This is a genomic window from Vampirovibrionales bacterium (assembly GCA_016712355.1).
GTDB lineage: Bacteria > Cyanobacteriota > Vampirovibrionia > Vampirovibrionales > Vampirovibrionaceae > JADJRF01.
Genome location: JADJRF010000006.1, coordinates 1 through 22595, shown reverse-complemented (window position 1 = coordinate 22595; position 22595 = coordinate 1). Strand labels below are relative to the sequence as shown.

The window sequence follows — 22595 nt, the reverse complement described above, 5'->3', positions numbered from 1 at the left end:
TGATCTTTACGACAAAGAAGCGCGCACTATCATGAAGGGCGAGTCTCTGGAATTGTGGAATAACGGCAAGCTAGTCAGTCGTTGCCAATACGAGGAATTCAGAAATGCGAACGGTTAAAGTTGAAGATGAACTGGAGCAAATCCGGTTCGCGGAACGGGCGGCAAGATACTTTGCGTTGCATCCAGAAATCCATTCGGTTGTAGATAACGATTTTACTCCAGGATGCTTGCTAGCATTGCGCGGCGGAATTGATAAGGATTGCGTCATGGTAGTTAAACTCGACGCTCATTTCGAGCCGACGAACTACCAGAACATTATCAACGTGAAGCGTCGCTTGGAGGAGAAAGAATGAAAACCTACGTTACGAAATTTGCGCTAACAAAAGGCATTATCGAACTTGATAATCCTGAGTTTTACAACAATTATGTCGTTATAGACGATATTCAACCGATGGTTAATCCAGTTGACTGGTTTTACAATAAACCAGCGGCCATCGCGCGCGCAGAGGAAATGCGCGTTAATAAAATCGCTAGCTTGAAGAAGAAGATAGCGAAACTTGAAAGAATGAAGTTTGAGTGATTAGGATAACGCAATGAAATCACTATACAACATCGCCGGTATCCTGCCGGCTCAATGTCGCTCCAATCCAAACGATTGCGGGATTTCTTGGCTTGAGCATCGTAGTCTGCCTACTGCTGGGAATGGAAAGTCCGCCATTCAGTTACAAATTGAACTTGATAGGGAAGAGAGCTGTAAGGCGTTAAAGAAGTTGGCTGCTTATGTTCGGTCATCGCAAACCCTCAAGCCCATCGATCCGTCGACTATCAAGGTTGGCGATACTGTGCGGTTGGTTGGCGGTCGATCAAAGCAAGAATTCGGGTACGAATGCCTTGAGATCGGGAAAGACTACAAAGTGGTCGGTGTTGATAGTGGTGACGTATGGATGCCGGTGTGTATTGGGTGTGATACTCCGAGCGGGAAAAGCTGGATGTACGGCGAAGACCTCATGCTTGTCGATTCGGTATGAAGATCATCGAACGCACTGCCACATTCAGCCCATGCCGCACATGGCGCTATTCGCTGTTGCGGCGCTGGGCACCCGGTGACTATGCAATGTTCATCGGCCTGAATCCATCCACGGCGGACGAAACACAAGACGATCCGACCGTCCGCCGCTGCATCCGGTACGCGCAATCATGGGGATACGGCGCGCTGTACATGACGAATATCTTTGCTTATCGTTCGACCGATCCGCTCGTGATGAAGCGGTTTGACGATCCGATTGGCCCCAAGAACGACACGGCGTTGATTCGGCTGGCGGCGGACGCGGGAATCGTGATCGCGGCTTGGGGAGTGCATGGGGAGCACATGGGGCGCGGGAATGCAGTACGGCGGTTCCTGCACCGAATGCACGTCCTGAAACTGACAAAGGGCGGCTATCCGTGCCATCCTCTCTATCTGAAAGCGGATTTGAAGCCGCAACCTTGGGAGTAGACTCTGATGAGCTTTGAATGGGGCCGCGATGATGAGACGCCGCCTATGACCGGCTGGTACGCAACGCTGCATTGTTGGGACCCGTACTAGGGGTTCTTTCCTGGATCGGCTTTTTGGCATGGTGAAACATGGAGCAATAGCCTGCCCATTGTTGCGTGGGCAGGTCCATTTGATACGATGGAAGACGCTGAAAAGTGGGCGGATGAGAACGATCCAGATATTTAGCGCAACAATTCCTCAATCGCCTTGCCGCGTCCGCCCTTGACTGTGGCGAGAGCTTCATTAAAGCTGCAACCAATCCTCTCTTCCGTTGCAATCGCGCGGCGCGCGGCGGAACCCAACGACTTTCGGGCTAGCCCGGTCATGGCCTTCGAAGAGAATCAGCACCTCGTCGCCTTCCTCGAACCCGTACCCGTTGCAGGGCGGGTAAGAGATCACTACGTTGGTCAGCGTCTCCGCTTCATTCAAGTCAAGCGCGGTTCCTTCATCAATGAACAGCCGCGCCGTCACGACTTCTAGTGCCAGATCGCACAGATTCCCCGGCTTGTCCAGGCGCGTGATGGTCCCGTAGCGCCATAGCGGCTTCCATTTCAGGTGCCCAGGCTCTAGGCAGGCATTATAGTAGACGGCTTCCGGCGATAGCGGGACCGACGATGCCAGCTTGCCCGGCTTGACCTGAGCCGAGTCGAACGCGGCTATATTCCAAGGTCGTTCTGTGTATAGATAGTTGTGTGGATACACACCGCCGCCAGCAACAACCGTGGGAGTCGCATCATCCCGCCAGTATCCCGGTGGTTCAGCGGTTTCAATCTCTTGCCCAACTGTCAGCGCTTCAGTATAGAAGGTGCTCCAAACATCGTATTCCAGCGTGTTCAAAGAGGTCTTCAGGGCTTGCAGTTCGCTGATTCGCGTGGAGCGAATATCGTACTCAGCCAGCAACCGCTTGACCTCGCGCCGTGCCGCCGCTTCCTTGCCTGCGGCGATTCCGAACTTGCGCACAACGTCCGTGAGCTTGTCAGGCTGGGCCAGCACTTCAGTCTTTGGCGGCTCGATCTTTTCCATGCCGGCCTCTTGCTCCCGTGCGGTCTTTTGCGCTGGATCATCTGGATAAGTGACGGCCGGCGGCGACGGGTCGGGGTCTGGGTCAGGATTGGCCAGCAGCGCTACCCAGAGGTGCGTAGCGGGGTGTCCAGAACTGTAGGTGTAGGCTACCCCTACCTGAGTCGCTGAATCGCTGTAGATAGGCGACGCGCTGTTTATGGCCCATTGAGCGACCGCGCTCCCGGCAGTGAATGCCCCGCACGCGACCATCTCCACCACGAAATCTGCTTGGTAGCCAGTGAACGCGACCCGGCTTGTGGGCACGCTCTTGTCGCTGCCAATGTGCCCCATGAGCCGGTGCCCTGACATGTCCCATGCGTGCCTACGGGCTGCGAAATCAAGGTCATCGTCGCGGGTGAGCGCAGACTTTCCGGCCCCGGTACGCGCGGCGTTTATGGCGTCTTCCAGTGGCCCATATTGCGCTTTGTCTTGCGGCTCCCAAGGCATCCCGGTTTCTGGATCATCTTCCGTGGGCGGCTCGATGGGAGGCGGGTTTTCGGTATTAAGCAAGTCCTGTTGCCATTGATTGATGACCTCGTTCATCGCGCGGCGGGCGATTTCCGTTTCATCTTCTAGCAGTGACAGCGACAGGACCGCTTTTCCGAGTAGTGCGTAATATTCAGCTTGATCGGTATTGAGCTTGTCTAGTTCTTTGTTCAGCCGCGTCAAGTCGTAGAGTGGACGCGCTTTATACAGCCCGTCGCCCACGTTGGCGGTAATGATCGCCTTGCCCATTACGGCGCTTCCCGCACGGTCATATCGCTACTGAGCGCCGATATTTTGTAGGTCACTGAGTCAGCCACGAATGACCAATCGCCGTCCGTCACGGTATCGCCTGGACGTAAGATCGGATTTACCTTGACGCATGAAATAGACTTTCTCCCGCTAGCATCGGATCGTTGGTAGACGCCTTCCAGTGATCGAGTCTGCAAGGTTTCCAGCACCGCCGCCACCCGCGCGGTTAAGACCATGGAAGCGCCCCACGGCTCCAAAGTTTCGTCGGTTTCAGTCAGCGTCGCCCGCAGAAACTCGCCTAGCGTTTCGGTCCCATCGCCGGCCCGCAAACCGGAATAGATGACCAACTGGCCCACGTTTACCGCCGCCAGGATTGCCGCTCGCTGTGCCGTGGTCACAGTGGGAACCGACAGCAGCAACCACGTACTCTGATTGCGTCTTCGCCGGCATTCAATGGATTCGATAGGCAGCTCGATCAAGCTGGCCCCGGTGAGATAGCAGCGGTAGATGACTTGCCCATCACCCAACGGGGGGACGGGCGGTGCGGTACTAGTTGGGATCGCCAGCGAGTAGGCCAGCGGCAATCCAGGAACTTCGTAGGCCCGTCCACCGCCGGGCACTCCCAACGCGAAAGTTAGCGCCAGCGCGGGGACACCGGTAATCGTCGCAATCTGGAAAGCGCAAATAGCATTGAGCCGACCGGCGTTCGTGTACTCAGTCTGATAAGTCCCGCTGGAATTGTACTTTTCAATTTCCCCGACGCTGGCGGATCGAATGCCGCACACATAAACATCGCTTTCCGGCGTCAAGAAAATCCCGTAAGGAGTGGCGTTTAAATCGCTTCCGCCTCCATACGTCGAATCGTATTGAATAGTGCCGCTGGAATTGTATTTTCTGACTAATCCGAATACGCCGCTGGTCTTTCCGCAAATGTAAGTATTTTGACTTGAATCAGCCCGAATTCCGTAAACCGTTCCGCTTGTTGCTGAGTATAAATAATTCCTAGACCAATTCAGAGTCCCATCATTATCATACTGTCTGACATTGTAAGGACCGCTGGCTGTATCTCCGCAGACGTAAACATTCCCGCTAGAGTCAAGACAAATTCCGCGCACCGTTGCAGCATGATTAGCCGTCCATTGCTGAGTGCCGCTTGAGTTGTATTTGCGAATAGAGACGCTACTCGAAACCGCGCCGCCCACATAAACATTACCGCTAGAGTCCAGCGCCACGCAATAAGTGGCCGCCCCGTGGTCAGCGCTCCATTGTTCAGTGCCTGACGAATCAAACTTGAGAATGCTTTTCCCGCCTGATGACGCTCCGACAACGATAACGTCGCCAGCGTCATTAACCGCTATCCCGTAGAGTGTCGTTGTGTGATAGTACCGACGCCATAATAGATTGCCGTCAATGTCGTACTTTCTGACGGTATAGACGCCGCTATAGTCACTAGTATCTAGTTGCGCTTTACCAGCGGCATACCAATTTCCATACGAGTCATAAGCGACTGCATTGATTTCGCCGTAATGATCGAATGAATATAGCGGGCTAGACGTGCCATCAATGAATAGCCGGTGTGTGATATTAGACGCATTCCGCAAGCCGCCAACCGCGATATAGTAGGCCATCAGCTTGCCTCGCTGATTTCCATGAATGCTTGTGTTGGCGAGATTGCATAAGTGATTTCGCCTACAATCATGGTTTCCTCTCCACCCAAGTCAGCAGTATCACCAGGACGCAGATACGTATCGACAGAACAGCGAATGCGGCGACTGCCGTTTGCGGAATTCCGATAGCTAATTCCTTGAATAGCTCGCGTCTTAGGGTTCTCTATCTCGGCATCGCTCTTTGCGTCCAGCGTCATACTGGCTGATCGCCCGCCCGTATCTAGTCTATATGGACTCTCGGAAAGCGGTGCAACCAGCATCTCATCCAGTTGCTCAACTCCATTTGCAAATTTGATCCCGCGCTTGATGATGAGATTTCCAGCAACTCGGTCAATGACTTGCTGGACCTGTGAATCGGTCAATGCTGGACAAACCGCACTGATGGTCATCACGCCATAACCACGGCGGCAAGAGAATGATGCAAGCTGCAACTCAATGGTCCCGCTTCCGCCGGTCAAATAGCAGCGGTAGATATTCGGCAGTTGAAATGCACCGGCGAAGTCCCGAATAACGGACGGCGCTTTTAGCGCATAGTTAAGCGCAAGCGATGGGATGATATTATAGCGGTCGCCTTGCCAATACGGTTCCCCTAGAAACATCGGGATCGGCAAAGACGGCATTAATGTTTGATCGGTAAACTTAACGCCTAGCGGTCTTTGAGAGTTCGCTGTATAAACCGTTTCGTCATCCGGGTTTATATCGAATATTGAAAACGAGGCGTAAACAGGAAGATTAAAAGATGGTGGAGTGAAACTCTGCTGAACAAATGACGTTGATAATTTATGAAACCCTGCATTCGATAAAATATAGAGATAGTCATTAACTATTTTAAAGTCATCAGTCTTGCTGCCGGTATATGCGCCAGCTATAAAATTCCCGCTAGAGTCCCATTTGATGATATTGTAATATTCATGCTGCCCACCCGTATACGTGGCTTCATCAAAATAAGTGATGTTCCACGTCCAGTCGTATGGGTCGTAAGCCTCACCCTGATAATACCCTTGTGCGTTATCTCCAGCGGTATAGATATATCCTGATGAGTCGATAGCGATAAACTTTATGCCGGATATGCCGGATTCACTTTTAACGACTTGCGTCCATTGGTGATTTCCAGACGAATCGTATTTTGTGAGTTCCGAGAAAAGCCCTTGCGCACAGACATACAAATACCCGCCTGCATCTTCCTTTATATTTCTAACCCCTGTCTGCACGCTATCATCAATCGTCCTTGCTTTTTTTGACCACTGTAGCGTGCCGCTGGAATTGTATTTTCTAAAAATGTAAGTATCATCGTCTGCGTTGTTTAATCCCCCAACATATATATTTCCGCTTGAATCTCTATGCAATGCAAAAATATTTGCACCGTGCAGGTCTGGAAAATCAATCCTATAACCCTCTTGGTGATAAACAACAAAATGCAGGTCTGGTGTTCTATAGGTATTATATAGATCATGCAGTCCTACATATAGCCGTCCATCAGGATCAGCGATAAAGCAATACGGGAAATCACCGTATCGCACTCCGCCAAACCTCACTTCGTGCAATACATTACCGGCCTCATCCTTCCCCTGCATTACAACAGGATTTTCTAAGGCTGAATCCAGGTCTGGGCCAAAATACCAAACAATGCCATTAGCCATGATTTAAGGCTTATAAAATAGTTTGTCGGTCGCATTCCAACTAATCGTGTAGTTGCTTCCGGTATTGACAATATCGGATGGGGTAGAGTCAAGCAGGATATAAAACAGTAATGGATTAGTTAGGCCGCCACCGCTCCCAGACTTGTAGCAAACTGCATAACGGAAGGTTTTTGTTAGCGCCGTCCAGGTCACATCGTTGTAATCGATGTTGTCATCAGTTACCACTGGACTGGCCAGCGCCTCACCGCCGGTTGTATATCCGCTGCCGGTCGCTACTTCGTAGGACGATACATCAGCCCATTGCGTATGAGCGGTGCTGGGCGTATAGCTAGAAGTCACCAGGGCCAGCTTAAGGGTATCCGTATCTAGATCAACGCCACCGGTGGCCAGCAGCCGCCACAGTTTATCGTAAGCCGTAATCGTGCTCGCCATATTAGCCGTCCAGTCGGCTGATTAGCCGACAGTTGATAGTTACTGTATCGATATTCAGCGCGAAAGACAGCACCGCCAAGAATACGCCTTGGTTGTAGCTTAATATCACTTGCCCGTAATAAGCGACGAGATACGTGAGCGTGTCCAGCATGGCTTTGGTCGGATGCTTAACGCGCACCGTCAGCGTCTTGTCGGATAGGCTGTACCCGGTGTCGTAGACCGCCACGCCACCGTCCAGGGTAGCGGTAATGCTTCCGCGCCGTTCCGCCTGGTATTCGTTTTCAAAGCGAGCATGGATAATTAGCGCGCCGCTTGGATCGTAGGATGTTGCCGATAAACTAATCATGTTGTCGCAATCCCAAGCAGATAATCAGCAAAGTCGGCATTGGCGCGAACTCGAATCGCCTTTAGGATTTCCCACATGAACGCTTCAAGCTGTGGCGCAAGGCCGGTGCCGTCGATCTTCAGGATAGAATCGCCACGATCCAATGCCCGAGTCTTTGCACGAATGTTTTCAATCTCAGCTTGCGTCAATTCTTTTTGCAGTTGCAATGCAGCATCGCGGCGTTTATTCTCGGCATCGATTTGCTCAATAATTTCCAGTTTCGTGAAAGAGTCTGCGTTGCTAAGCGCACCAAATAACGATCCTAACAAATCGCCCGTGCTGTTGATCGTGGTATTGATAGACTCGAACGCGGCCTCGACCCGTTTAGTCTGTCCTTCAATATCAGCGACGTTTAAAGTAACGTAGGCTTCTATATTCTTTATTCTTTCATTGCTGGCGATTTCTTCCATCTTGATGCGGAAGCTGTCAGCCTCTTTCGTCGCTTTTTCTACTTTCTTTGCGTTATCCTCAGCAGCGGTCGATACCGCCGCGAAAGCGCCAGTGGCTTTTACAGTCTTACCGTCAAGACTACTGTATGAAGTAACCAGCGCCCCATTAACAGCGACAACGCCCTCAACGCTGGTTCTATATTGTTCTACCTTGACATTATCAGGCAGTTTTAATTCCGGCAATCCTTCCAGTGTGCCGATATATTTTTTTGTTGAATCGTTGGCTTCTTTTGTTTTATCGTCAATCTTGTTCAGTTGCGCTAGGATGCCATCCCATGAACTAACCGGGACCGGCTTTGCGAGGAAGTTGACAAGATCGGTATATTCTTTATCGGCGTCTCGAATGCTTTGTTCGTATCGCGCGATTTCAGAGATAGCGCCGTCAAATTGATCGACGGGAACTTTGACCGGCTCAATCGTCGGCGGTTTCTTTTCTAGCGTAGAAAAGTAATTACCAATGGCGTCGGTAAGGTCAGAGATTTGAGTTCCAATCGTTGCGCCTTCATATCCGGCAAAAAAATCAATCGCAAGAATATCATTTAGTTTGTCGCCAAGACCGGATTCTTTTGTTGCTACAAACGATAACGTACCGACCGCAGCGGCCAGGCCAGCAGGGCCAGCCAAAGCGGCAGCGGCCAGCAATGCCTCTGCTTTAATTGCGGCCATGCCAGCCGTAACCGTAGGCCATAACCCATTAAATACGGCAAGCCCGCCAGATAATGCAGAAAACCCGATATTAGCAGCGAGCGCATACCCGCCAATTTCGCCAATTAGCGCTATCTTGCCAATATCAATTTCTGAAATAAACTTAATTAACGATCCAAGGCTTTCAACAAACGGGCCTAAAGATTTAACAGCATCACTAGAGTAAGCGGTAGTGCGAGTCAATAAATCAACAATGGTCTGTATTGCGCCTTGTAACCCTTGTGTTGTTTCAAGACCTTTTAGATTAAATAAATCGCTAATTGAATTAAATAGAATTTGTAGCGAATCGGCAAACTCTCCAAAGTCTACGCCAGATAAAGCCTCTGGGAGATTTTTGGCAACAGAAGAAAATAACTCGGCTATATTGCCTAAGTTATTCTTTACAACATTTACTAGCGGCGCAAAAGTATCGTTATCAACTGAGGTTATAAACGATTTCGCTAGCTCGCCAAGTGCCTCCTCAATAGCGCCAAATTCATCTAAAAGAGGATCGCCAATCTTAATAAGCGCAACAGTAAATGCCTGAGCAAGATTGGATGTCGCATCTTTCATCTTGTCGAACGCGGCTTGGGTTGCGCCGCTCACATTCGACATTTCCAACAAATTAGCCTTGAACTTGTCGGCATTGCTTCCGGCAAGAATCATGACAGCGTTTACAGCTTCTGTACTTCCGAATAAAGTTTTTAACTTATCCGCTGAGAGTCCAGTTTTTCCTTAACTTGATCCAATACGCCAGCGAATCCAAGCGATTTTAATCCGGCCTCGTTGAAATTAATCCCCAAATCGTCGGCAAGTTTCTTTGCCTGTTCTCCAGGCGCTAGGATTGCGCTAATTGTTGCCTTGAGTGCGGTAAATCCTTCCGCTGTGTTAATTCCGGCGCTGGTTAGCGTAGCAATCGCCGCGCCTAGCTGTTCAACAGCAACGCCGCCATTAGCAGCAACGCCGGTGACGCCGCCAATGCTTGCGCTAAGTTCTGGAATAGTTGTCTTTCCAAGCCGAACGGTAGTAAAGAATATATCGCTATATTTTTCAGCTTGATCGATGCCTTGCCCATACGCATTTAGCGTACCGACAAGAAATTGCAGTGAATCGTTTAATTCAGCCTTACCGCCAACCGCTAGCTTTTCAGCAAGCGCAACGGCTTTTAATGAATCTTGATAGGATATACCTTGAGAAATCGCGTTATACGTTGCTTTTGTTACTTGATCGAGACTTTGCGTGCTATCAGCAGCATAAGCTAAAATTTGAGTTCTAAATTCTTGTAGATTTCCTATTGGCTCTTTGACTAGAGTTGTAATTTCCCTAAATGCCTCATCGAACTTATCTGCTTCATTAATTGCAAAGCCCAATACAGTAGCGCCGGCAGTAATAACCGAAGCCTCAAAAGCCAAAACGCTTTTTGTCGCATCGGCAAGCGGCGCGGTAATCGTTGACCCCGCCTCTCCAAGTGCGGCCAGTTTGTTAGATACGCTTTGCGTAGTATCCGATACTTGATCGACGCCACGAAAAATAAGCTCGACAACGCTTTGCAGATTAGCCATGGCCAATCCTTATGCCTTCCATAATGCCGCGCATGAAAGCGGCAAGTTCGCTAGAAATATCTTGCGCGGATAATTTGATTGGTTGACTATCAATCTCATTCATCTTTTTGAGATTATCTTTCAGTTTCTTCATTTGCTTAGCGAGTCGCTTTAGACTTGTCTTCATAATACATTCCCCATAGCTCGCACTCTACCGTTGTCAATTGAGCTTGCGGAAATAAATCAGGGCGACACTCAAAGAGAAATCGCCCTTTCATATCGCAAAGCTGCAAAGCCATTACGACATCGGGGAGTCCGTAGAGCGCGGCACTTTTCCCAAGTCTGGACCAAGGCCGGTTAGCTCAAGGATTTTATTCGTGAGCTGATAACCGACAACTGGATACAGTGAAAACAACCGGATCGCATCTTCGCGAGCAATCTTCGGATCGACGCTACCAAATACCAAATGATCGAACCGCTTGACGAGTTCTTCGGGTGGCTCCCCATCGGCACAGAAGAGCTTTTTCAGCGCGTCGGCTTGATCAGAGTGTGCTGCACTGGCCAGAGCTTCCACCGTGGCTACATAGAGCCTTGCGTGGCCTTGCGCATCGTTTGCCGTGGCAATCTCCACGCCCGTCAATCCGCGCACCGTCCAGACCGGCTTGACGCCTTCCGGGAACCAATGCGCCAGATCGTCTACCGCAACATCCGCCGTCCGTGGCGACAATTGCGATGCACAAGACCGGAATCTCTCAAGATCGAAGCTCATATCTTAGAGTCCCGAGAAATCGACGCTGGCTTGTTCCGGCGATACCGTGAAAGACCCCTGCGGGGAACTCTTCACGCCGAACGTGCGAGCCACACCCAAGACGCCTTGGGTGAGTTGATACGCAGAACCAGACCGGGACGGCTTAAACCGGAAGATCAGCTTTTGCCCGACCTTGCTCAACAGTCCATCCGTCACGCCATCGGTGAGCGCGGCGGTAAAGCTGGCCTGCCCAAGACTAGACGATACCGACCCGATCGCGCCGTCATAGTAGTCTTCCGAGTTCGTGGTATTTGAAGTCTCAGCCGGCACCCAGTCGCGGGCGTTCGCTTTTTCCGCAAAGACCGGGGTAGCAACCCGCACTCGTACCGATTTCGCCACGGACCCGGTATGAATCAGCGGGAGCGCGGCTGAGAACGTGATCTTTCCGCGAAGGTAGTCCACGGAATACACGGGATAGTCGTAGCGTTCTTGGTGAGTGCCAACCACTTGATAGATTTCATCAGCGGTAATCGGCGCGGCGGTGATCGAGGTCAAGCGGACCTGAGCCACTTCGATTGATCCGACTGGAATAAATGGCGGTCCACCGGAAGCGCCGCGCGTCTCACTGAAAGCAGTTGTCGCAGTGCCAGCCACTACCGCATAAGCGCCCGAAGAGTAGTTCACCGTGATGCTGTTGATGATATGCGTATTGGTGCTGGAGCCGCGCGTGCAGGACAAATCAGTGTCAGCGGCAACGGTAATCCGCCCAGTGGTCGCGCTCGCTCCCGTCATGCCTGGAGCCATCAAAACGACAGCAGCAGCATCCACAAGGTCATTGGTCGTGCTGACTGCGGGAATCACCGCGCCACCATCGATAACGCCATAAGGGCCAATCACCGGCTCATAGCCGCTCGCTTGGCTCCACGGCGTAGACGTTGCCGTGAAAACGGTATGGTCGCCGGAATCGGTCAGAGCGGCGAATGCCTGCTGGCTCGCTGCACTCTCGTATTCAATCGTTTGAGTGGTCAAAATAGCCATGATGTTCTCCGTCAATAAGGGCTACCGGCGACATGCCGATAAGTCAAATCAAACCGCGCCACCGCGCCGATGAGTACGCTGCCGGTCTCTGAAAAAAGAGTTGCGCCACCGGTATACGTTAAATCCTCAGCCAGACCGCCCAGCGTGGGATCGGTGCCAAGTGCTGTTGAAATCAAATAAGCCAGCAGCGCATTAGCGGCGGTAGTTCTGCTGGCGTCTTCAGCGTATTTGTCGATTGCTTCGACAGTTAAGCTGGCGACCACTAAAACATCGTCATAATCACGACTTAAAACCGTTTCCTCGCCCTCGATCAGCGCATAAAAAGGCGTTTCTTCGTAATCCTGTGGATATGGATTGCGAGTCGCGCTCAATCGAGTGGCCAGCGCGGAGATTGCCAGTTCGCGTTTAGCGGTTGGCATTAGTCTTCACCGGTGCCATCGCCAGCGGGAGGCGGGTTTTTCTGAATCAGCCAACTGGTTTCCGCGTCAATCGCTTTCTGCAAATACTCACTCAACTCTGGCCCTAAGTCGGCAGTTACAGATTCAAACATTTGGCCTGGACCTGGACCATACAGCACGGTATAAGGCAACCGGCTATTCGGATTAATGGCGTTCTTCATTCCTTGAGCGCGCAATACCTCATTCCTGACTGCAATAAGGTATCCGCCGCTATTCTTTGCTGGAACCCAGAATCCGCTTAATATCTTGACGGGTGTCTTTTTTACTTTAACGACAATTGGATCAGACGGTCTACCAGCACGAAATGGGAATAGAGACGTTAGAAAATTCTCCATTCGTGTTCCGGTTTTCCTGCTTGATAAAATAGCCCTAAGTTGATTCGAGTTAGCGCGATTGTTAAAGAGTTGCGCTGGCCCATCCAATTTACTCTTGATCTTGCTAGACGATAAATTAACTTGCTTCCCTATTTCCTGAGAAAAGCGCGTTCTTGCGCGTGAAGCCGTTTTATTCAATCCGCGATAGAGTGCCTTGGTTGCGCCGTTCTTGATATAAGCAAGGCGCTCCCGTACTTCATTCAATTGCTGTTCGTTGACCTCAACCTCAATCATCGCCAGCCCTTACGATAATCCTAGAAAAGTAACCATCATCGGAGTCACGTTTCAGTACGATATATCGATCCGCGCCGATGGTAATCACGTCATTCCGACGCGGTATATTCCCCGCAAGATCAGCAGTTGCAATCGTGATGATTGTCTGTTTCTCGATTGCTGACGTGGCTTCGGCCAGCGGATTTACTACGTCTTTATCGACGATAGCGGCCACGGTCAATTCGTCACCCGTTGAATCGACCGTATAAGTCGCCGCATCTCCAAAGAACGACTTGATCAGCGGCACCGCAGTCCCGTTCATCAAGTCGCTAAAATCCGACATGGGTTATTCCCAACCGAAGATCGCATAAAGCTCCGTCGCCAGAGCTTCCGACCCATTGTTGAGATACGCCCATGCCGTGATGTTTCCGCGCATTACGCCAGCACTCCAATCGGGCCGCCGATCAACTTGACTTTGCAAGTCGTGGAAGCGGCGGTAGCGGTTTCCCAAACCGTTCCAATCGTGTGCTTGCCACCGGTGGCGACGCCGGATGCAAAAGCCGCTTTAAACTGCGAACCGGTGGTGCGATAGAACACGCGATTCCCGGCGGTTTTCGCGCCCGTCGCAACAGCGGCGACCGAAAAGACGCCTTCCAGCGCAATAGCGATTTTCTGACCAGAACCAGTGGCGGAATTCAGCGCCACTCCGACCATGCGATTAATGACGCGCAACTCACCATTAGCAACCGCACCAGTGGTCGTATAGTTGAAAACTTCGCCTTCAGAAAGACTTTGAGCCATGACATAACTCCTCAAACTTATTAACCAGCCGCCCATGATTGGGCGGCGTGATTGAATGGATTAGTTGCCGCGATACTTGTGAACGGCGCGGAAATCGAGAGCGGACACGCCAAAGTCAACGCCCACCAGATAGCTGGTGCCTTGCCCGTCCCACTCTTCGTTTTCCCGCATGTACGGTTCGGCCATGCCATTCAGGAACGCGACCTCGAAGGTATCGAAGATGTTGGGATCGGCGAGCAAATACCATGCGGCGGTGCCGTAGGTTTGTCCGTCCAGGCGGGCATCCGTGATGACCTCGTAGCGACCGCTGAACGGATTCGGCGGCAAGGTTCCCGCAGTACCAGCCGGGTCATAAGTCGCGGCCATCAGCACGCGCGCGGTGTGCTCCAGCGCTTTCGGGACCATCAGGAACCGTGGCTGGATGTTCAGCACCGCGCTGGTGTTCGGGTCGGTCTGCTTCGCCATGGCCACACTGGCAGTATTCAGCGTCGCTACGGTTGGAGCGGTTGCGGCGGCGACGTAGTTCTTATGGCTTGACGTGTCGAAAAGCGCCGTGGAGTCCTGATTCAGCGTCGGACCGGTGCCGTTCAGCAGCGCATAAGTGATGTCGCCCACCTTGCGGTTGCCAGCCCGGCCCATGGCGCGGGGAATAGCCGACAGGGCCCGCAAATCGTCGTTGATGATCAACTTGCGAGTGATGCGATATTTCTTCGCATAGCTCACCAGCTTGATCGTCTCCTTACGATCCGTGAACTTTCCATAAGTGATGTCGCCGTCTTCCGGGACTTCATCTAGGCCGGTGAAGCCGGAAAGCCCGCTAATCTCGGCAGTCTTGAAATCCGGCAAGGTGCCGCGCCGCGTCCAGGTTTGCCAGGTTTCCGGTGCCTCTTCCCAACCCTGAAGCAGCGACTTGTTGGCCACATTGGCCAGGATGTTCGTAAAGTCGGACGTGGTTTGCCCAGCCGCGCGATACGTCAGCGCCCGCGCCGCAACGGCGTCATCGTCCAAGGCTTGCGTGTTGATGCCGTGCATCCGACAGTAATCGCCGGCCAGGGTAATCAACCGCTTGCCCACGAAACCACCGGCCCGCGCGCCGTCAATGGATTTGCGATCCGTCAGCACACCAGACTTGACGAGCATCGCCTCAGTAAAGCCGTTGCGGAATTTCTCGGTCTGATCTTCGCCCATGCGGACCCCAGCACCCAACGGGCGCGGCTGATAAGCCGGGGAGTCGGTAGGCTGACTGCGGCGAACAACGCCGAAAACTTGCACGTCATCAGGCACGGCACCGGGATTGGAAACCGGCTCCGCTTCGCCGCCCAGGGTATCCATGACGATCTTTCGGGTTTGATCGGCGCTCCATCCTTCATTCAGCGCTTGCGCTCGAATGCCGTCATACACCGAATCATGGGGGACGATGGGATTCGCAAAGATTCCATCGATTTCTTGCAATCGATTGCGTTCGTCACGCACTGCTTTAGCGCGCACTGCATTGGCATCGATTTGCCGAATCGGCGTGACCGGCTCACTGCCAGCGCCAGGATTATCAGTAGTTCCGACTTCGACAGCCGGCGTTTTAATTTCATCAGTCATGTCAATATCTCCAGGCATTGCTCTACCAAAGCCTACGGTTGAATCGGCTCCCAAACCAACGATAGAAACTTCTCTAGGCATCCACTCGAAAAAAAATGTGTCTGTTTGCGGGTCATATTGGGCGGTATCGAAATTACGCTCATACCCAATAGACAAATCTACCGGTATCCCCTGATTGAGCAAATTGATGACTTTCTCTGAGTCTGCATCATCTTTTGCAAATAAAACATACCCGCGTGTTTTCTTATCCGATTCTGATAATGAAAACCCTTCAACTTTCCCAATAGCCAAAGAAAACGCGTTGTGCATAACAAGTAATGGCAAAACTCCGCCATCTTTCACTTTCGACATGTCGATAGATTTTTTGTTATGTAATAGAACCTCTTTGCCAAACTTTTGCTGAACTGGGCTTTCCGAAGAGAAGCTAGCCGGGATTCTTTCACCGGCTGAAACTTTCTTGCCAGGGTCAACCGATATTGTAAAAACCCGACTTCCAGGCATTGTTCCGGTTGGCTTCTCTTTCATGCCGCTTCGTCCTGTACTTGTAGCGCTTTTTGCGTTTGCTGTTTCGGCTGCGAATCCAGCGGCGGGCGCACGTCCAACGGATCGGCCATGAGTTGCGCGTCAACCGTTGCAGGATCGCCGCCCAAGTCCCGAATAACCTGTTGCCGACTTCTAAACCCAGCCTCAACCATCGCCTGAAAGGCTTCTATCTCTTTCTTTGGATCGATCCACGGGATTTGCGGCGGGCGGATTTCAGGACGATAGAGGCTCATTTCATCCACGCCAGCCGGTACACGCAAAAGCCCAGAAAGCCGAGACGCATCAATAAAGCGCCGCCAGACCGGCAAATAGAATTTCTCGCGTAGGTAATCGAAAATGCGGCGGTAATGCGCGACCGTTTCGACCAGTTCTTGCCGTTGCGCAGAATACGTACCGTTGTAATTCTTGGCGATGCTGGAAAAACGCGTTCCGGTGCCGGATGCAATCGCCCGCAGTTGCGAATTACGGAAGAGTTCAAGATTCGGATTTGGGCGCTTGGAGTCGATAACCCCTACGTCTTCGCCGGGCTGCAAGCCGTCGAAGATAAGCCCAGGCTCCATGGAAAACGAACGGCTCCCGGTCTGACTCTCTTCGCCCGTCATCGTCGTGGTAACGGTATCCGACAGCGCCGAATCGCGCTTAATGAAAGCGGTGAGTGCGGCGGCAACCCGCGCGGCGATTCTTTCGCTCTCTTCGTAATCCTTGAGATCGTCCAGCCGAGTCAGCACGCCATGGAAAATCGATACTCCGCGCGTCTGGTGCAATCGTTTCACCAGCTTGAGGTGCATCATGTTTTCAGCGCGAAGGAAAACGGTATCGAATCTTGAACCGGGAAGAATCAGCGAACCAGGATGCTGCTTGAGAACGTAATAGCCAATCGCGCGGCCCCATCCGTCTTTTTGCACGCCATGAACAATCAGGCGGGATGCGTCGGTTAGATCGAATGGGACAAAATCAGATTCGAGCCATTCCAGCGCATAAGGAATTCGACTGGCGTAAGGCGCAACAGCTTTATTGACGTGCTGAGCAAATACCTCTCCATCCCGCAGAAATGAGCGACAAACAATCCGCTCCATTTCGCTGCCGGGCAATTCACCGGTGACTTCGGGGTATTGCCAAAACTCTTCCCATAGTTCCGCAAGTTGCTTATTGAGGTCCGTCGCCGGCTCGCGAGTGCGCATATTCCGCGCCATCGGCTCGATACCCGCGCCCGCGCCGATGATGTTCGTTACTAGATCATCCAGCACGCCGATTGCGAGGTCGTGATTCTCATCCAGCCAGCGGCCATACTCGCGCAAGTTGCCCTTGGCGCGGTCCATCACGGCGTCCGCGCTTGCCGCGTTGCCGCGTCGGGGGTGCTGAGAGGTGGCTGTGGCGGCGTCATAATAGCGTTGTGCGCTGGCCAGCCGACCGAGTGCCAGCATCCGGGAAGCTGCCCAGGAAGGCGCAACGTAGGCAATCAGGCGGGTTAGCGCGTCCATGTCGCCACCGCGTAGGGTTGCCCAGTCGTCGCGCCCGTGGCTTCAGCGATAGCCGCTTGGAGTTGGCCGATGTAGGCTTTGAGGCGGGGGAGTTCGGCTGGGGAGAACGATAGGCGCTTGTCGCCGGTCGCAATCGTGACCGCGCGCTTGCCGATGGCGAGTTCTTGCATCGCGGTCTGAGCATCGCTCAACCACGTTTGCAAGGTTGCTACGGGGATACCGGTGAAGATGGACATTCCATGCTTACAACACAAAAAAATGGAATGTCAAGCATTAAAAAACCCGCCATGAGGCGGGTTGTGTATATGCAATTGGAGTCAGCGAAGCGGACCATGTTTGGCGCGGACATAGGTTCCTTGCTTCTGAGAATCCCAAACAACGCGGCCATTTGCGCGATGCTTCTCATATTGACGTTGTTGTTTGAGTCGCGCCCTGAATGATGTTTGCGTTTCGTTTGCTTTTCGTGCATTCGGACTCATCGTTACTCCTTGAATTCGGTTGAGCAGGTTGGATTCGAACCAACACGGAACTAGCCGACCACGGGGTTACAGCCCGGTGCCCTGCCGAATGGGCGTCTGCTCAAAATATTGCGGAAGGTCAGAAACCCGGATCGTCCGACGAACTCGGCGTGGTCGGCTTGTCCACCAGAAAATCTTCCAGGCTGGCGCCGGCTTCCAGCTTTTCCTTCAGCCAGCCAGGTTGCTTACCGCGCCCGGCCCAGGTGCATTCTGGCTTCGCCGGATCGCGGTATTTCGGCGTGGACGGGTTGACCATCTTCACCGGTTGCGGGCAAAGCGCGGCGAGTTCCGCTTCCGTTGCCGCCGCTCTGGCCTTGTCGGCTTCAACCTGAGCCTTCAACTCTGCGATGCGTTCTTTGCGCTTCTGTTCCAGCATCGCCTGGACCTCGCCGGCATATTCGGCGATGGAATCGGCGATATACCGCAGATCGCCGAAACTCATGCCTTCCAGCGTCGGAAGGATCGGCCGGCGTTCGATGGGTCGCGGCGCGTCGCCCATGATCGTATTTTCAGTAGCAATGGAATGCTGTCCAGTAAACATGATTAGCCCTCTTTACGAATCAAACAAACACCACGCCCCACCACATCGACCCACGCCGGCGCTTGGCCGAGGCCGGTCCAGGTCTGTTCTGGATTGGTAGGGTTGCGATACTTGGGCGGGCGCGAAGACTTCGCGCGCTTTTTCTTCTCTTCCGGCTTCACGGTCGGCTTCATCGCCAGCAATTGCGAACGGCGGGCATCGATCTTTTGCAATTCTTCGTCGATCCGCCAAAGCAGTTCCTCTTCGATTTCTTTCTTTTGAGCTAGAAGCTCATCGGTAGCAACATGCGTCAAATCCATTGCATTACCTTTCTGTAAGCGCCGAATATAGCGCAATTACAATATATGCAATCGGATTAATCTTTGCAATACCCTCGATTGCAATAAAATCGATTATTCTCTTTTCCACGCTTTCCGGCTTGCTCCCTGGACATAATCCCGGTAGCAAGCGCGCGGGCGATACCCGTTGCAGTCTCCCCGAAACGCTCTAACCGATGGTAGAGCGTGCCGGGGTTGATATGATGGGATCGCGCTAGGTCTACGAATCGCCATCGATGTTGCTGGTATTCGATGAATCTCGCCATCGTTCAGCCTCGACAATGATGGTTCGGCAGTTTTCGTCAAACTCCACAACATCCGACATCGGCCCGTGCTGGCCCCAAGCCTTGGCCGCCTTCCACCCGGTTTCTGACAAAAGTTCTTTCAACTGGAAATAGGTGTAATGCCGCTGATGGAAAGGCGCGGTTTCCGGAGAATAGGGCACCACGCTTTCGTTGGGCACGCTGATCAGCAGGCGGTCAGCGGGTAGCGACCGAAGTAGCGGTTTCGGATCATGCAAGTGCTCGATCAGTTCGAAAGCAACTGCCCAATTGGCGTTGCCAAAGACTCCATATCTTTCATGCAGGCATAGTCCGTCAAGCTCTTCCTGATAGTATCCTATTTTCTTGCTATAATAATTGGATATGGCGTAATCGAGACTCTCTCGGCTATGTTCAAGCGCATAAACAGTATCAACCCCCGGCTGTTGCGCCATGATATAGCTGCCGTACCCGATGCCAGACCCGCAATCGATGACCACGCCATGCACCTTGCCAGCAGCAAAAGCATAGCGGTATCGATGATCCGGCTGTATCTCTTCCAGCGTCTCAGCCACTTGCCGCTCGCCAGATAGGAGCGCCGTGGTTTCTTCGGTGCCGCCCTGCCCAGTCATCGCCCGGAAGCGCGCGCGGTTCGCCGTGATCACAAGCGGATTGTCCTTGTACCCGTAGACGAACCCGCGTTGATTGATTCCGAGAAAGCCGGATTGTTCTGGAGCCATGCACACAAGTCCCGCGCGCTCCATGACGCCTACCCAATATGCGACATTAACATGGCCATCCTCTACCACGCCGTTTTTGTGGTCGGCATAATCCGCGCCGAAGACCCGCAGTTCCTTGACGCCGATGAATGCCGCGTAGACCACGATATACGCCAAAGAATTGTGCCACCAGTTCGAGTGTTGCGGCTGGATATTCTTTCGCAACCAGTCCCAAATCTCGTTCAGCGGATATTTGTAAACGTGATTGGGCCATCCGTCAGAGTTGTCGCTGGTAATAATCGGCTTGTTGTGCTTCCAAAGGCTAGCACCGTAACGCGGAAATTTATCTGCCTCCCCTTGAATGTGGTCCATCACGAATAGCAAATCATGATTAAATACATTGACGCCGCGATTCAACGTCCAAATCTCATCACAGGTTGTCACGGCTTCCGATAGATCATTCTGAAGCCATGCGCCCGCATAAACGTCGCGGGACTGCCCTAGTGCCACCAGCGCAACGGTTTTAGGAGTGTTTCCGGTCGGATGTTGCCATTTTATCTCAGCCATGGAGTGCCTGTTTGTCTGCGGATGAATGAACTGTTGCCAGTACGGATTGTGGCCTTTGGCGCTGGCGCTGACTGAATAGGCCGAGAACGATCTATGGCGGTCCAGTCAATCGGCCTTGCGAGTAATGCCGCCAGCGCCAAGACGCGAATATCAAGCGCTTCATTTCGTCGGTTTGCGGGAAGAAACCATTCTCGGATTGGTCGCCCCTTAATATACTTCGTTCTAACCTGTTCTGAAGTCAGCATTTCAAAGTAATGTTTATCATAATCCAGCGGGAAATGGCAATAGCCTGGACCGGCCTCCTTAATCTTGAGTCGTGCATACCACGCATCTTTCCCGGAATCAGCGCCAACGTGCCATACATTCGCATTGTATTTTTTGCTCTTTGCGGCCTTTGGCGTCCAAATCGGCTTTGCTCCAGGCATTCCTTTTGTCGGGTAGATATGCCGGCCAATCCGAGCACCACAAAATGCGTAAACTTGCGCGGTATGATGCCCGCCAGAGTCAACGCAACCGGCCATGACGCGCAATTTTCTGCCCGATTCGGTCTGGTAGATGCCTAACAGAAACTCATCAACGTCATTCCAGACTTCATTTTTGGCCGGATCGCCATGAAATACTCGATACTCAATACCCCAAGACTCCGGTGCTTCATCCCGCGACGATGCCCGCCAGCCGACAATCTCAGCTTCCAGGCGGTCCCCTTGCACGTCCACGCCAGCGGTCAAATACAGGATTCTTTCTGGTATTTGATCCTTGCCGTAATTCTCGCGACGCCCCATCAGTGAGTCAGGATCGGCCTTTTCGGCGTCTTCCTCCCACGATTCGCCGAGACTGGTATTCACCCAGGTCTTGAGCAATTGTGGGTCTTGCTTTGCAAATAAAAACTCTCTCGCAATATCAGCCCATTTCCGCCATGGGCTATAGAGTTCATTGATATGAAACCCGGCGACTCCATTAAAAGGCATTTCCGCGCGCCAATCGCCATGGGCAAGAAGATTGGGTTTATAGGATTCTGCTATTTCTGCGGCGCATTCCTGGCATACCATGACTGCTCTATCTGGTGAGCCGGGAGGCCATCGGCAGTTTTCCCATCTGAATACATGGAAGGTTTCGCAATGCGGGCAAGGCACGTAAAAATGGCGTTGGTCGCTATTCTCATACGCCATATCGATGCGAGACGCGCCTTTAATCGTTGGAGTTGAAGTCAGGACAATCCGGCGATTCCAGAACGTTGCCGTTCTCTTGATCGCTAAATTAACTGGATCGCCTTCGCTGCCGGCACTGGCTGGATAACGGTCTACTTCGTCGCAAAGGACAATGCGAATCGGGCGACTGGCGAGGCCAGCAGGGGAATTCGATCCGGCAAGAGTAATGTGCCCGCCAGCGAATCGTTTGTGCAGGATGGAGTTCCCGGAATCACGGGAGCGGGGGTCGGCTATCTTGTCTTTGAGTGCCGGCGTGTCCCGAATCATCGGCGCAAGGCGGTCTTTCGAGAAAGCCTCAGCCATATGCTCAGTCGGCTGGAGCATGAGAATAGGCGCGGGGTCTTGATCGACATGAAAGCCAATGATCGCTTTCAGAATCGCTGTTTTCCCGATTTGTGCGCTACTTTTAACGACAACGGTGTGAATTCCTCTCTCGGATACCGCGTCCATGATGCCTTTTTGATAGGGCGCGCGGTCGGTGCTGAATTGGCCAGGCTCGGCACTATCCTCAGCGCTCAGTTGAAGGAACTGATTCGCCCACTCGCTCACCGTCAGTTTCGGCGGCGGCTTGATCGCCTTGAGTGCCGCTTTCGAGGTCCGATTTAATGCAGTTTCCCAAGTCATCATCATTAGAAAGTTCTTCTAGCGCGGCATGGATTGCGTCTGTGAGTAGCGTTTCGACCTCGATGAACGACTTTCCAGCAACTAGAGGCGCGTACTTGTAGGGTATTGCAATCATTTTAGCCCGGAAAGCCGAAATCATGCCAATCCATGATGCTTCTACTTTATCGGATGGGATTAAGTGGCCTTCGAGTTGCGCTTTTTCTAGTGCCAGAATATCGGCTTCCAGCTTTACCTTGCGCGTCCGCTCCGTTTCGTAGTCTGTGGGAGGATCATCGGACTTGTGGCGGGCATCCAGCCAAGAAATAACAGCCGCAGTCTCGTATTGATTGCCTTCTCTCCCAAGTCTTTTTAGGAGGATTGGCATACCCTGTTTGGCCCACTGAGTAAGGGTTTCCTCAGTGGTTCCTAATATATCTGCAAGTTGTCTCTTGTTGACTATCATCTAAAAGGGTCGTTTTGTTGT

Annotated in this window: 25 protein-coding genes and 1 tRNA gene; 4 read left to right on the top strand and 22 right to left on the bottom strand. The window is 52.4% G+C overall.

The features are described from left to right. The first annotated feature begins 104 nt into the window (after positions 1-104). From IPK79_13375 to IPK79_13360, 4 genes are read left to right on the top strand one after another with little or no spacing between them, the layout of a single operon-like run. Positions 105-353, top strand: coding sequence for a hypothetical protein (locus IPK79_13375; protein MBK8191424.1), 249 nt, complete (start codon positions 105-107; stop codon positions 351-353). After that, positions 350-580 carry a hypothetical protein gene (locus IPK79_13370; GenBank protein MBK8191423.1) on the top strand — a complete coding sequence of 77 codons (231 nt, stop codon included), beginning with the start codon at positions 350-352 and terminating at the stop codon, positions 578-580. The genes IPK79_13375 and IPK79_13370 overlap by 4 nt, the downstream gene beginning before the upstream one ends. Positions 581-593: 13 nt before the next feature. Next, positions 594-1028 (top strand): hypothetical protein, encoded by a 435-nt coding sequence (locus IPK79_13365; GenBank protein ID MBK8191422.1) that lies wholly within the window; start codon positions 594-596, stop codon positions 1026-1028. A gap of 5 nt (positions 1029-1033) precedes the next feature. Next, the gene (locus tag IPK79_13360; protein MBK8191421.1) at positions 1034-1495 is read left to right on the top strand and encodes a DUF1643 domain-containing protein; all 462 of its coding nucleotides are present in this window, start codon (positions 1034-1036) and stop codon (positions 1493-1495) included. Between the two features lie 282 nt (positions 1496-1777). Here IPK79_13360 and IPK79_13355 read toward each other — a convergent pair whose 3' ends face one another. From IPK79_13355 to IPK79_13250, 22 genes are all read right to left on the bottom strand, one after another. Then, positions 1778-3331 (bottom strand): CAP domain-containing protein, encoded by a 1554-nt coding sequence (locus tag IPK79_13355; protein ID MBK8191420.1) that lies wholly within the window; start codon positions 3329-3331, stop codon positions 1778-1780. Next, a complete protein-coding gene (locus IPK79_13350) occupies positions 3331-4959 on the bottom strand; it encodes an SBBP repeat-containing protein (protein MBK8191419.1) in 1629 nt (542 codons plus the stop codon). Before IPK79_13350 ends, IPK79_13355 begins: the two co-directional genes overlap by 1 nt. After that, positions 4959-6638 (bottom strand): hypothetical protein, encoded by a 1680-nt coding sequence (locus IPK79_13345; protein MBK8191418.1) that lies wholly within the window; start codon positions 6636-6638, stop codon positions 4959-4961. The genes IPK79_13350 and IPK79_13345 overlap by 1 nt, the downstream gene beginning before the upstream one ends. 3 nt (positions 6639-6641) lie before the next feature. Then, complete coding sequence (locus IPK79_13340) at positions 6642-7070, bottom strand: hypothetical protein (GenBank protein ID MBK8191417.1); 429 nt, start codon at positions 7068-7070, stop codon at positions 6642-6644. A gap of 1 nt (position 7071) precedes the next feature. Continuing rightward, positions 7072-7416 carry a hypothetical protein gene (locus tag IPK79_13335; GenBank protein ID MBK8191416.1) on the bottom strand — a complete coding sequence of 115 codons (345 nt, stop codon included), beginning with the start codon at positions 7414-7416 and terminating at the stop codon, positions 7072-7074. Beyond that, positions 7413-9254, bottom strand: coding sequence for a hypothetical protein (locus IPK79_13330; protein ID MBK8191415.1), 1842 nt, complete (start codon positions 9252-9254; stop codon positions 7413-7415). The genes IPK79_13335 and IPK79_13330 overlap by 4 nt, the downstream gene beginning before the upstream one ends. Positions 9255-9292: 38 nt before the next feature. Beyond that, the gene (locus tag IPK79_13325; protein MBK8191414.1) at positions 9293-10150 is read right to left on the bottom strand and encodes a phage tail tape measure protein; all 858 of its coding nucleotides are present in this window, start codon (positions 10148-10150) and stop codon (positions 9293-9295) included. After that, positions 10143-10283, bottom strand: coding sequence for a hypothetical protein (locus IPK79_13320; GenBank protein MBK8191413.1), 141 nt, complete (start codon positions 10281-10283; stop codon positions 10143-10145). Before IPK79_13320 ends, IPK79_13325 begins: the two co-directional genes overlap by 8 nt. A gap of 144 nt (positions 10284-10427) precedes the next feature. Beyond that, entirely contained in the window at positions 10428-10898 is a 471-nt protein-coding gene (locus tag IPK79_13315) for a hypothetical protein (GenBank protein ID MBK8191412.1), read from the bottom strand. Positions 10899-10901: 3 nt separating this feature from the next. Next, positions 10902-11915 (bottom strand): hypothetical protein, encoded by a 1014-nt coding sequence (locus IPK79_13310; GenBank protein ID MBK8191411.1) that lies wholly within the window; start codon positions 11913-11915, stop codon positions 10902-10904. Between the two features lie 11 nt (positions 11916-11926). Beyond that, positions 11927-12334, bottom strand: a complete 408-nt coding sequence (locus IPK79_13305) for a hypothetical protein (GenBank protein ID MBK8191410.1) — start codon at positions 12332-12334, stop codon at positions 11927-11929. Further along, positions 12334-12981 carry a hypothetical protein gene (locus tag IPK79_13300; protein MBK8191409.1) on the bottom strand — a complete coding sequence of 216 codons (648 nt, stop codon included), beginning with the start codon at positions 12979-12981 and terminating at the stop codon, positions 12334-12336. Before IPK79_13300 ends, IPK79_13305 begins: the two co-directional genes overlap by 1 nt. Next, complete coding sequence (locus tag IPK79_13295; GenBank protein MBK8191408.1) at positions 12974-13303, bottom strand: hypothetical protein; 330 nt, start codon at positions 13301-13303, stop codon at positions 12974-12976. The genes IPK79_13300 and IPK79_13295 overlap by 8 nt, the downstream gene beginning before the upstream one ends. Positions 13304-13395: 92 nt before the next feature. Further along, positions 13396-13761: a DUF2190 family protein gene (locus IPK79_13290; GenBank protein MBK8191407.1), complete on the bottom strand. Its 366-nt coding sequence runs from the start codon at positions 13759-13761 to the stop codon at positions 13396-13398. A gap of 60 nt (positions 13762-13821) precedes the next feature. Then, positions 13822-15879, bottom strand: a complete 2058-nt coding sequence (locus tag IPK79_13285; protein ID MBK8191406.1) for a hypothetical protein — start codon at positions 15877-15879, stop codon at positions 13822-13824. After that, positions 15876-17378, bottom strand: a complete 1503-nt coding sequence (locus tag IPK79_13280; GenBank protein MBK8191405.1) for a phage portal protein — start codon at positions 17376-17378, stop codon at positions 15876-15878. The genes IPK79_13285 and IPK79_13280 overlap by 4 nt, the downstream gene beginning before the upstream one ends. Further along, positions 17366-17614 carry a hypothetical protein gene (locus tag IPK79_13275; GenBank protein ID MBK8191404.1) on the bottom strand — a complete coding sequence of 83 codons (249 nt, stop codon included), beginning with the start codon at positions 17612-17614 and terminating at the stop codon, positions 17366-17368. The genes IPK79_13280 and IPK79_13275 overlap by 13 nt, the downstream gene beginning before the upstream one ends. Before the next feature lie 262 nt (positions 17615-17876). Next, a tRNA-Tyr gene (locus IPK79_13270) sits at positions 17877-17960 on the bottom strand. Between the two features lie 15 nt (positions 17961-17975). Next, positions 17976-18437 carry an H-NS histone family protein gene (locus IPK79_13265; protein ID MBK8191403.1) on the bottom strand — a complete coding sequence of 154 codons (462 nt, stop codon included), beginning with the start codon at positions 18435-18437 and terminating at the stop codon, positions 17976-17978. A 2-nt stretch (positions 18438-18439) separates the two neighbouring features. After that, a complete protein-coding gene (locus IPK79_13260; GenBank protein ID MBK8191402.1) occupies positions 18440-18736 on the bottom strand; it encodes an H-NS histone family protein in 297 nt (98 codons plus the stop codon). A gap of 238 nt (positions 18737-18974) precedes the next feature. Beyond that, positions 18975-20300, bottom strand: coding sequence for a hypothetical protein (locus IPK79_13255; GenBank protein MBK8191401.1), 1326 nt, complete (start codon positions 20298-20300; stop codon positions 18975-18977). Continuing rightward, positions 20288-22138, bottom strand: a complete 1851-nt coding sequence (locus tag IPK79_13250) for a phage terminase large subunit family protein (protein ID MBK8191400.1) — start codon at positions 22136-22138, stop codon at positions 20288-20290. Before IPK79_13250 ends, IPK79_13255 begins: the two co-directional genes overlap by 13 nt. Positions 22139-22595: the final 457 nt, after the last annotated feature.

Coding starts and splice junctions, on each gene's coding strand:
- IPK79_13260 (MBK8191402.1), bottom strand. CDS start 18,736: ATGGATTTGACGCATGTTGCTACCGATGAGCTTCTAGCTCAAAAGAAA.
- IPK79_13285 (MBK8191406.1), bottom strand. CDS start 15,879: ATGAAAGAGAAGCCAACCGGAACAATGCCTGGAAGTCGGGTTTTTACA.
- IPK79_13335 (MBK8191416.1), bottom strand. CDS start 7,416: ATGATTAGTTTATCGGCAACATCCTACGATCCAAGCGGCGCGCTAATT.
- IPK79_13300 (MBK8191409.1), bottom strand. CDS start 12,981: ATGATTGAGGTTGAGGTCAACGAACAGCAATTGAATGAAGTACGGGAG.
- IPK79_13350 (MBK8191419.1), bottom strand. CDS start 4,959: ATGGCCTACTATATCGCGGTTGGCGGCTTGCGGAATGCGTCTAATATC.
- IPK79_13305 (MBK8191410.1), bottom strand. CDS start 12,334: ATGCCAACCGCTAAACGCGAACTGGCAATCTCCGCGCTGGCCACTCGA.
- IPK79_13355 (MBK8191420.1), bottom strand. CDS start 3,331: ATGGGCAAGGCGATCATTACCGCCAACGTGGGCGACGGGCTGTATAAA.
- IPK79_13320 (MBK8191413.1), bottom strand. CDS start 10,283: ATGAAGAAACTGAAAGATAATCTCAAAAAGATGAATGAGATTGATAGT.
- IPK79_13340 (MBK8191417.1), bottom strand. CDS start 7,070: ATGGCGAGCACGATTACGGCTTACGATAAACTGTGGCGGCTGCTGGCC.
- IPK79_13295 (MBK8191408.1), bottom strand. CDS start 13,303: ATGTCGGATTTTAGCGACTTGATGAACGGGACTGCGGTGCCGCTGATC.
- IPK79_13365 (MBK8191422.1), top strand. CDS start 594: ATGAAATCACTATACAACATCGCCGGTATCCTGCCGGCTCAATGTCGC.
- IPK79_13280 (MBK8191405.1), bottom strand. CDS start 17,378: ATGGACGCGCTAACCCGCCTGATTGCCTACGTTGCGCCTTCCTGGGCA.
- IPK79_13370 (MBK8191423.1), top strand. CDS start 350: ATGAAAACCTACGTTACGAAATTTGCGCTAACAAAAGGCATTATCGAA.
- IPK79_13250 (MBK8191400.1), bottom strand. CDS start 22,138: ATGATGATGACTTGGGAAACTGCATTAAATCGGACCTCGAAAGCGGCA.
- IPK79_13330 (MBK8191415.1), bottom strand. CDS start 9,254: ATGATTCTTGCCGGAAGCAATGCCGACAAGTTCAAGGCTAATTTGTTG.
- IPK79_13315 (MBK8191412.1), bottom strand. CDS start 10,898: ATGAGCTTCGATCTTGAGAGATTCCGGTCTTGTGCATCGCAATTGTCG.
- IPK79_13375 (MBK8191424.1), top strand. CDS start 105: ATGCGAACGGTTAAAGTTGAAGATGAACTGGAGCAAATCCGGTTCGCG.
- IPK79_13255 (MBK8191401.1), bottom strand. CDS start 20,300: ATGGCTGAGATAAAATGGCAACATCCGACCGGAAACACTCCTAAAACC.
- IPK79_13310 (MBK8191411.1), bottom strand. CDS start 11,915: ATGGCTATTTTGACCACTCAAACGATTGAATACGAGAGTGCAGCGAGC.
- IPK79_13290 (MBK8191407.1), bottom strand. CDS start 13,761: ATGGCTCAAAGTCTTTCTGAAGGCGAAGTTTTCAACTATACGACCACT.
- IPK79_13345 (MBK8191418.1), bottom strand. CDS start 6,638: ATGGCTAATGGCATTGTTTGGTATTTTGGCCCAGACCTGGATTCAGCC.
- IPK79_13275 (MBK8191404.1), bottom strand. CDS start 17,614: ATGTCCATCTTCACCGGTATCCCCGTAGCAACCTTGCAAACGTGGTTG.
- IPK79_13265 (MBK8191403.1), bottom strand. CDS start 18,437: ATGTTTACTGGACAGCATTCCATTGCTACTGAAAATACGATCATGGGC.
- IPK79_13325 (MBK8191414.1), bottom strand. CDS start 10,150: ATGGCTAATCTGCAAAGCGTTGTCGAGCTTATTTTTCGTGGCGTCGAT.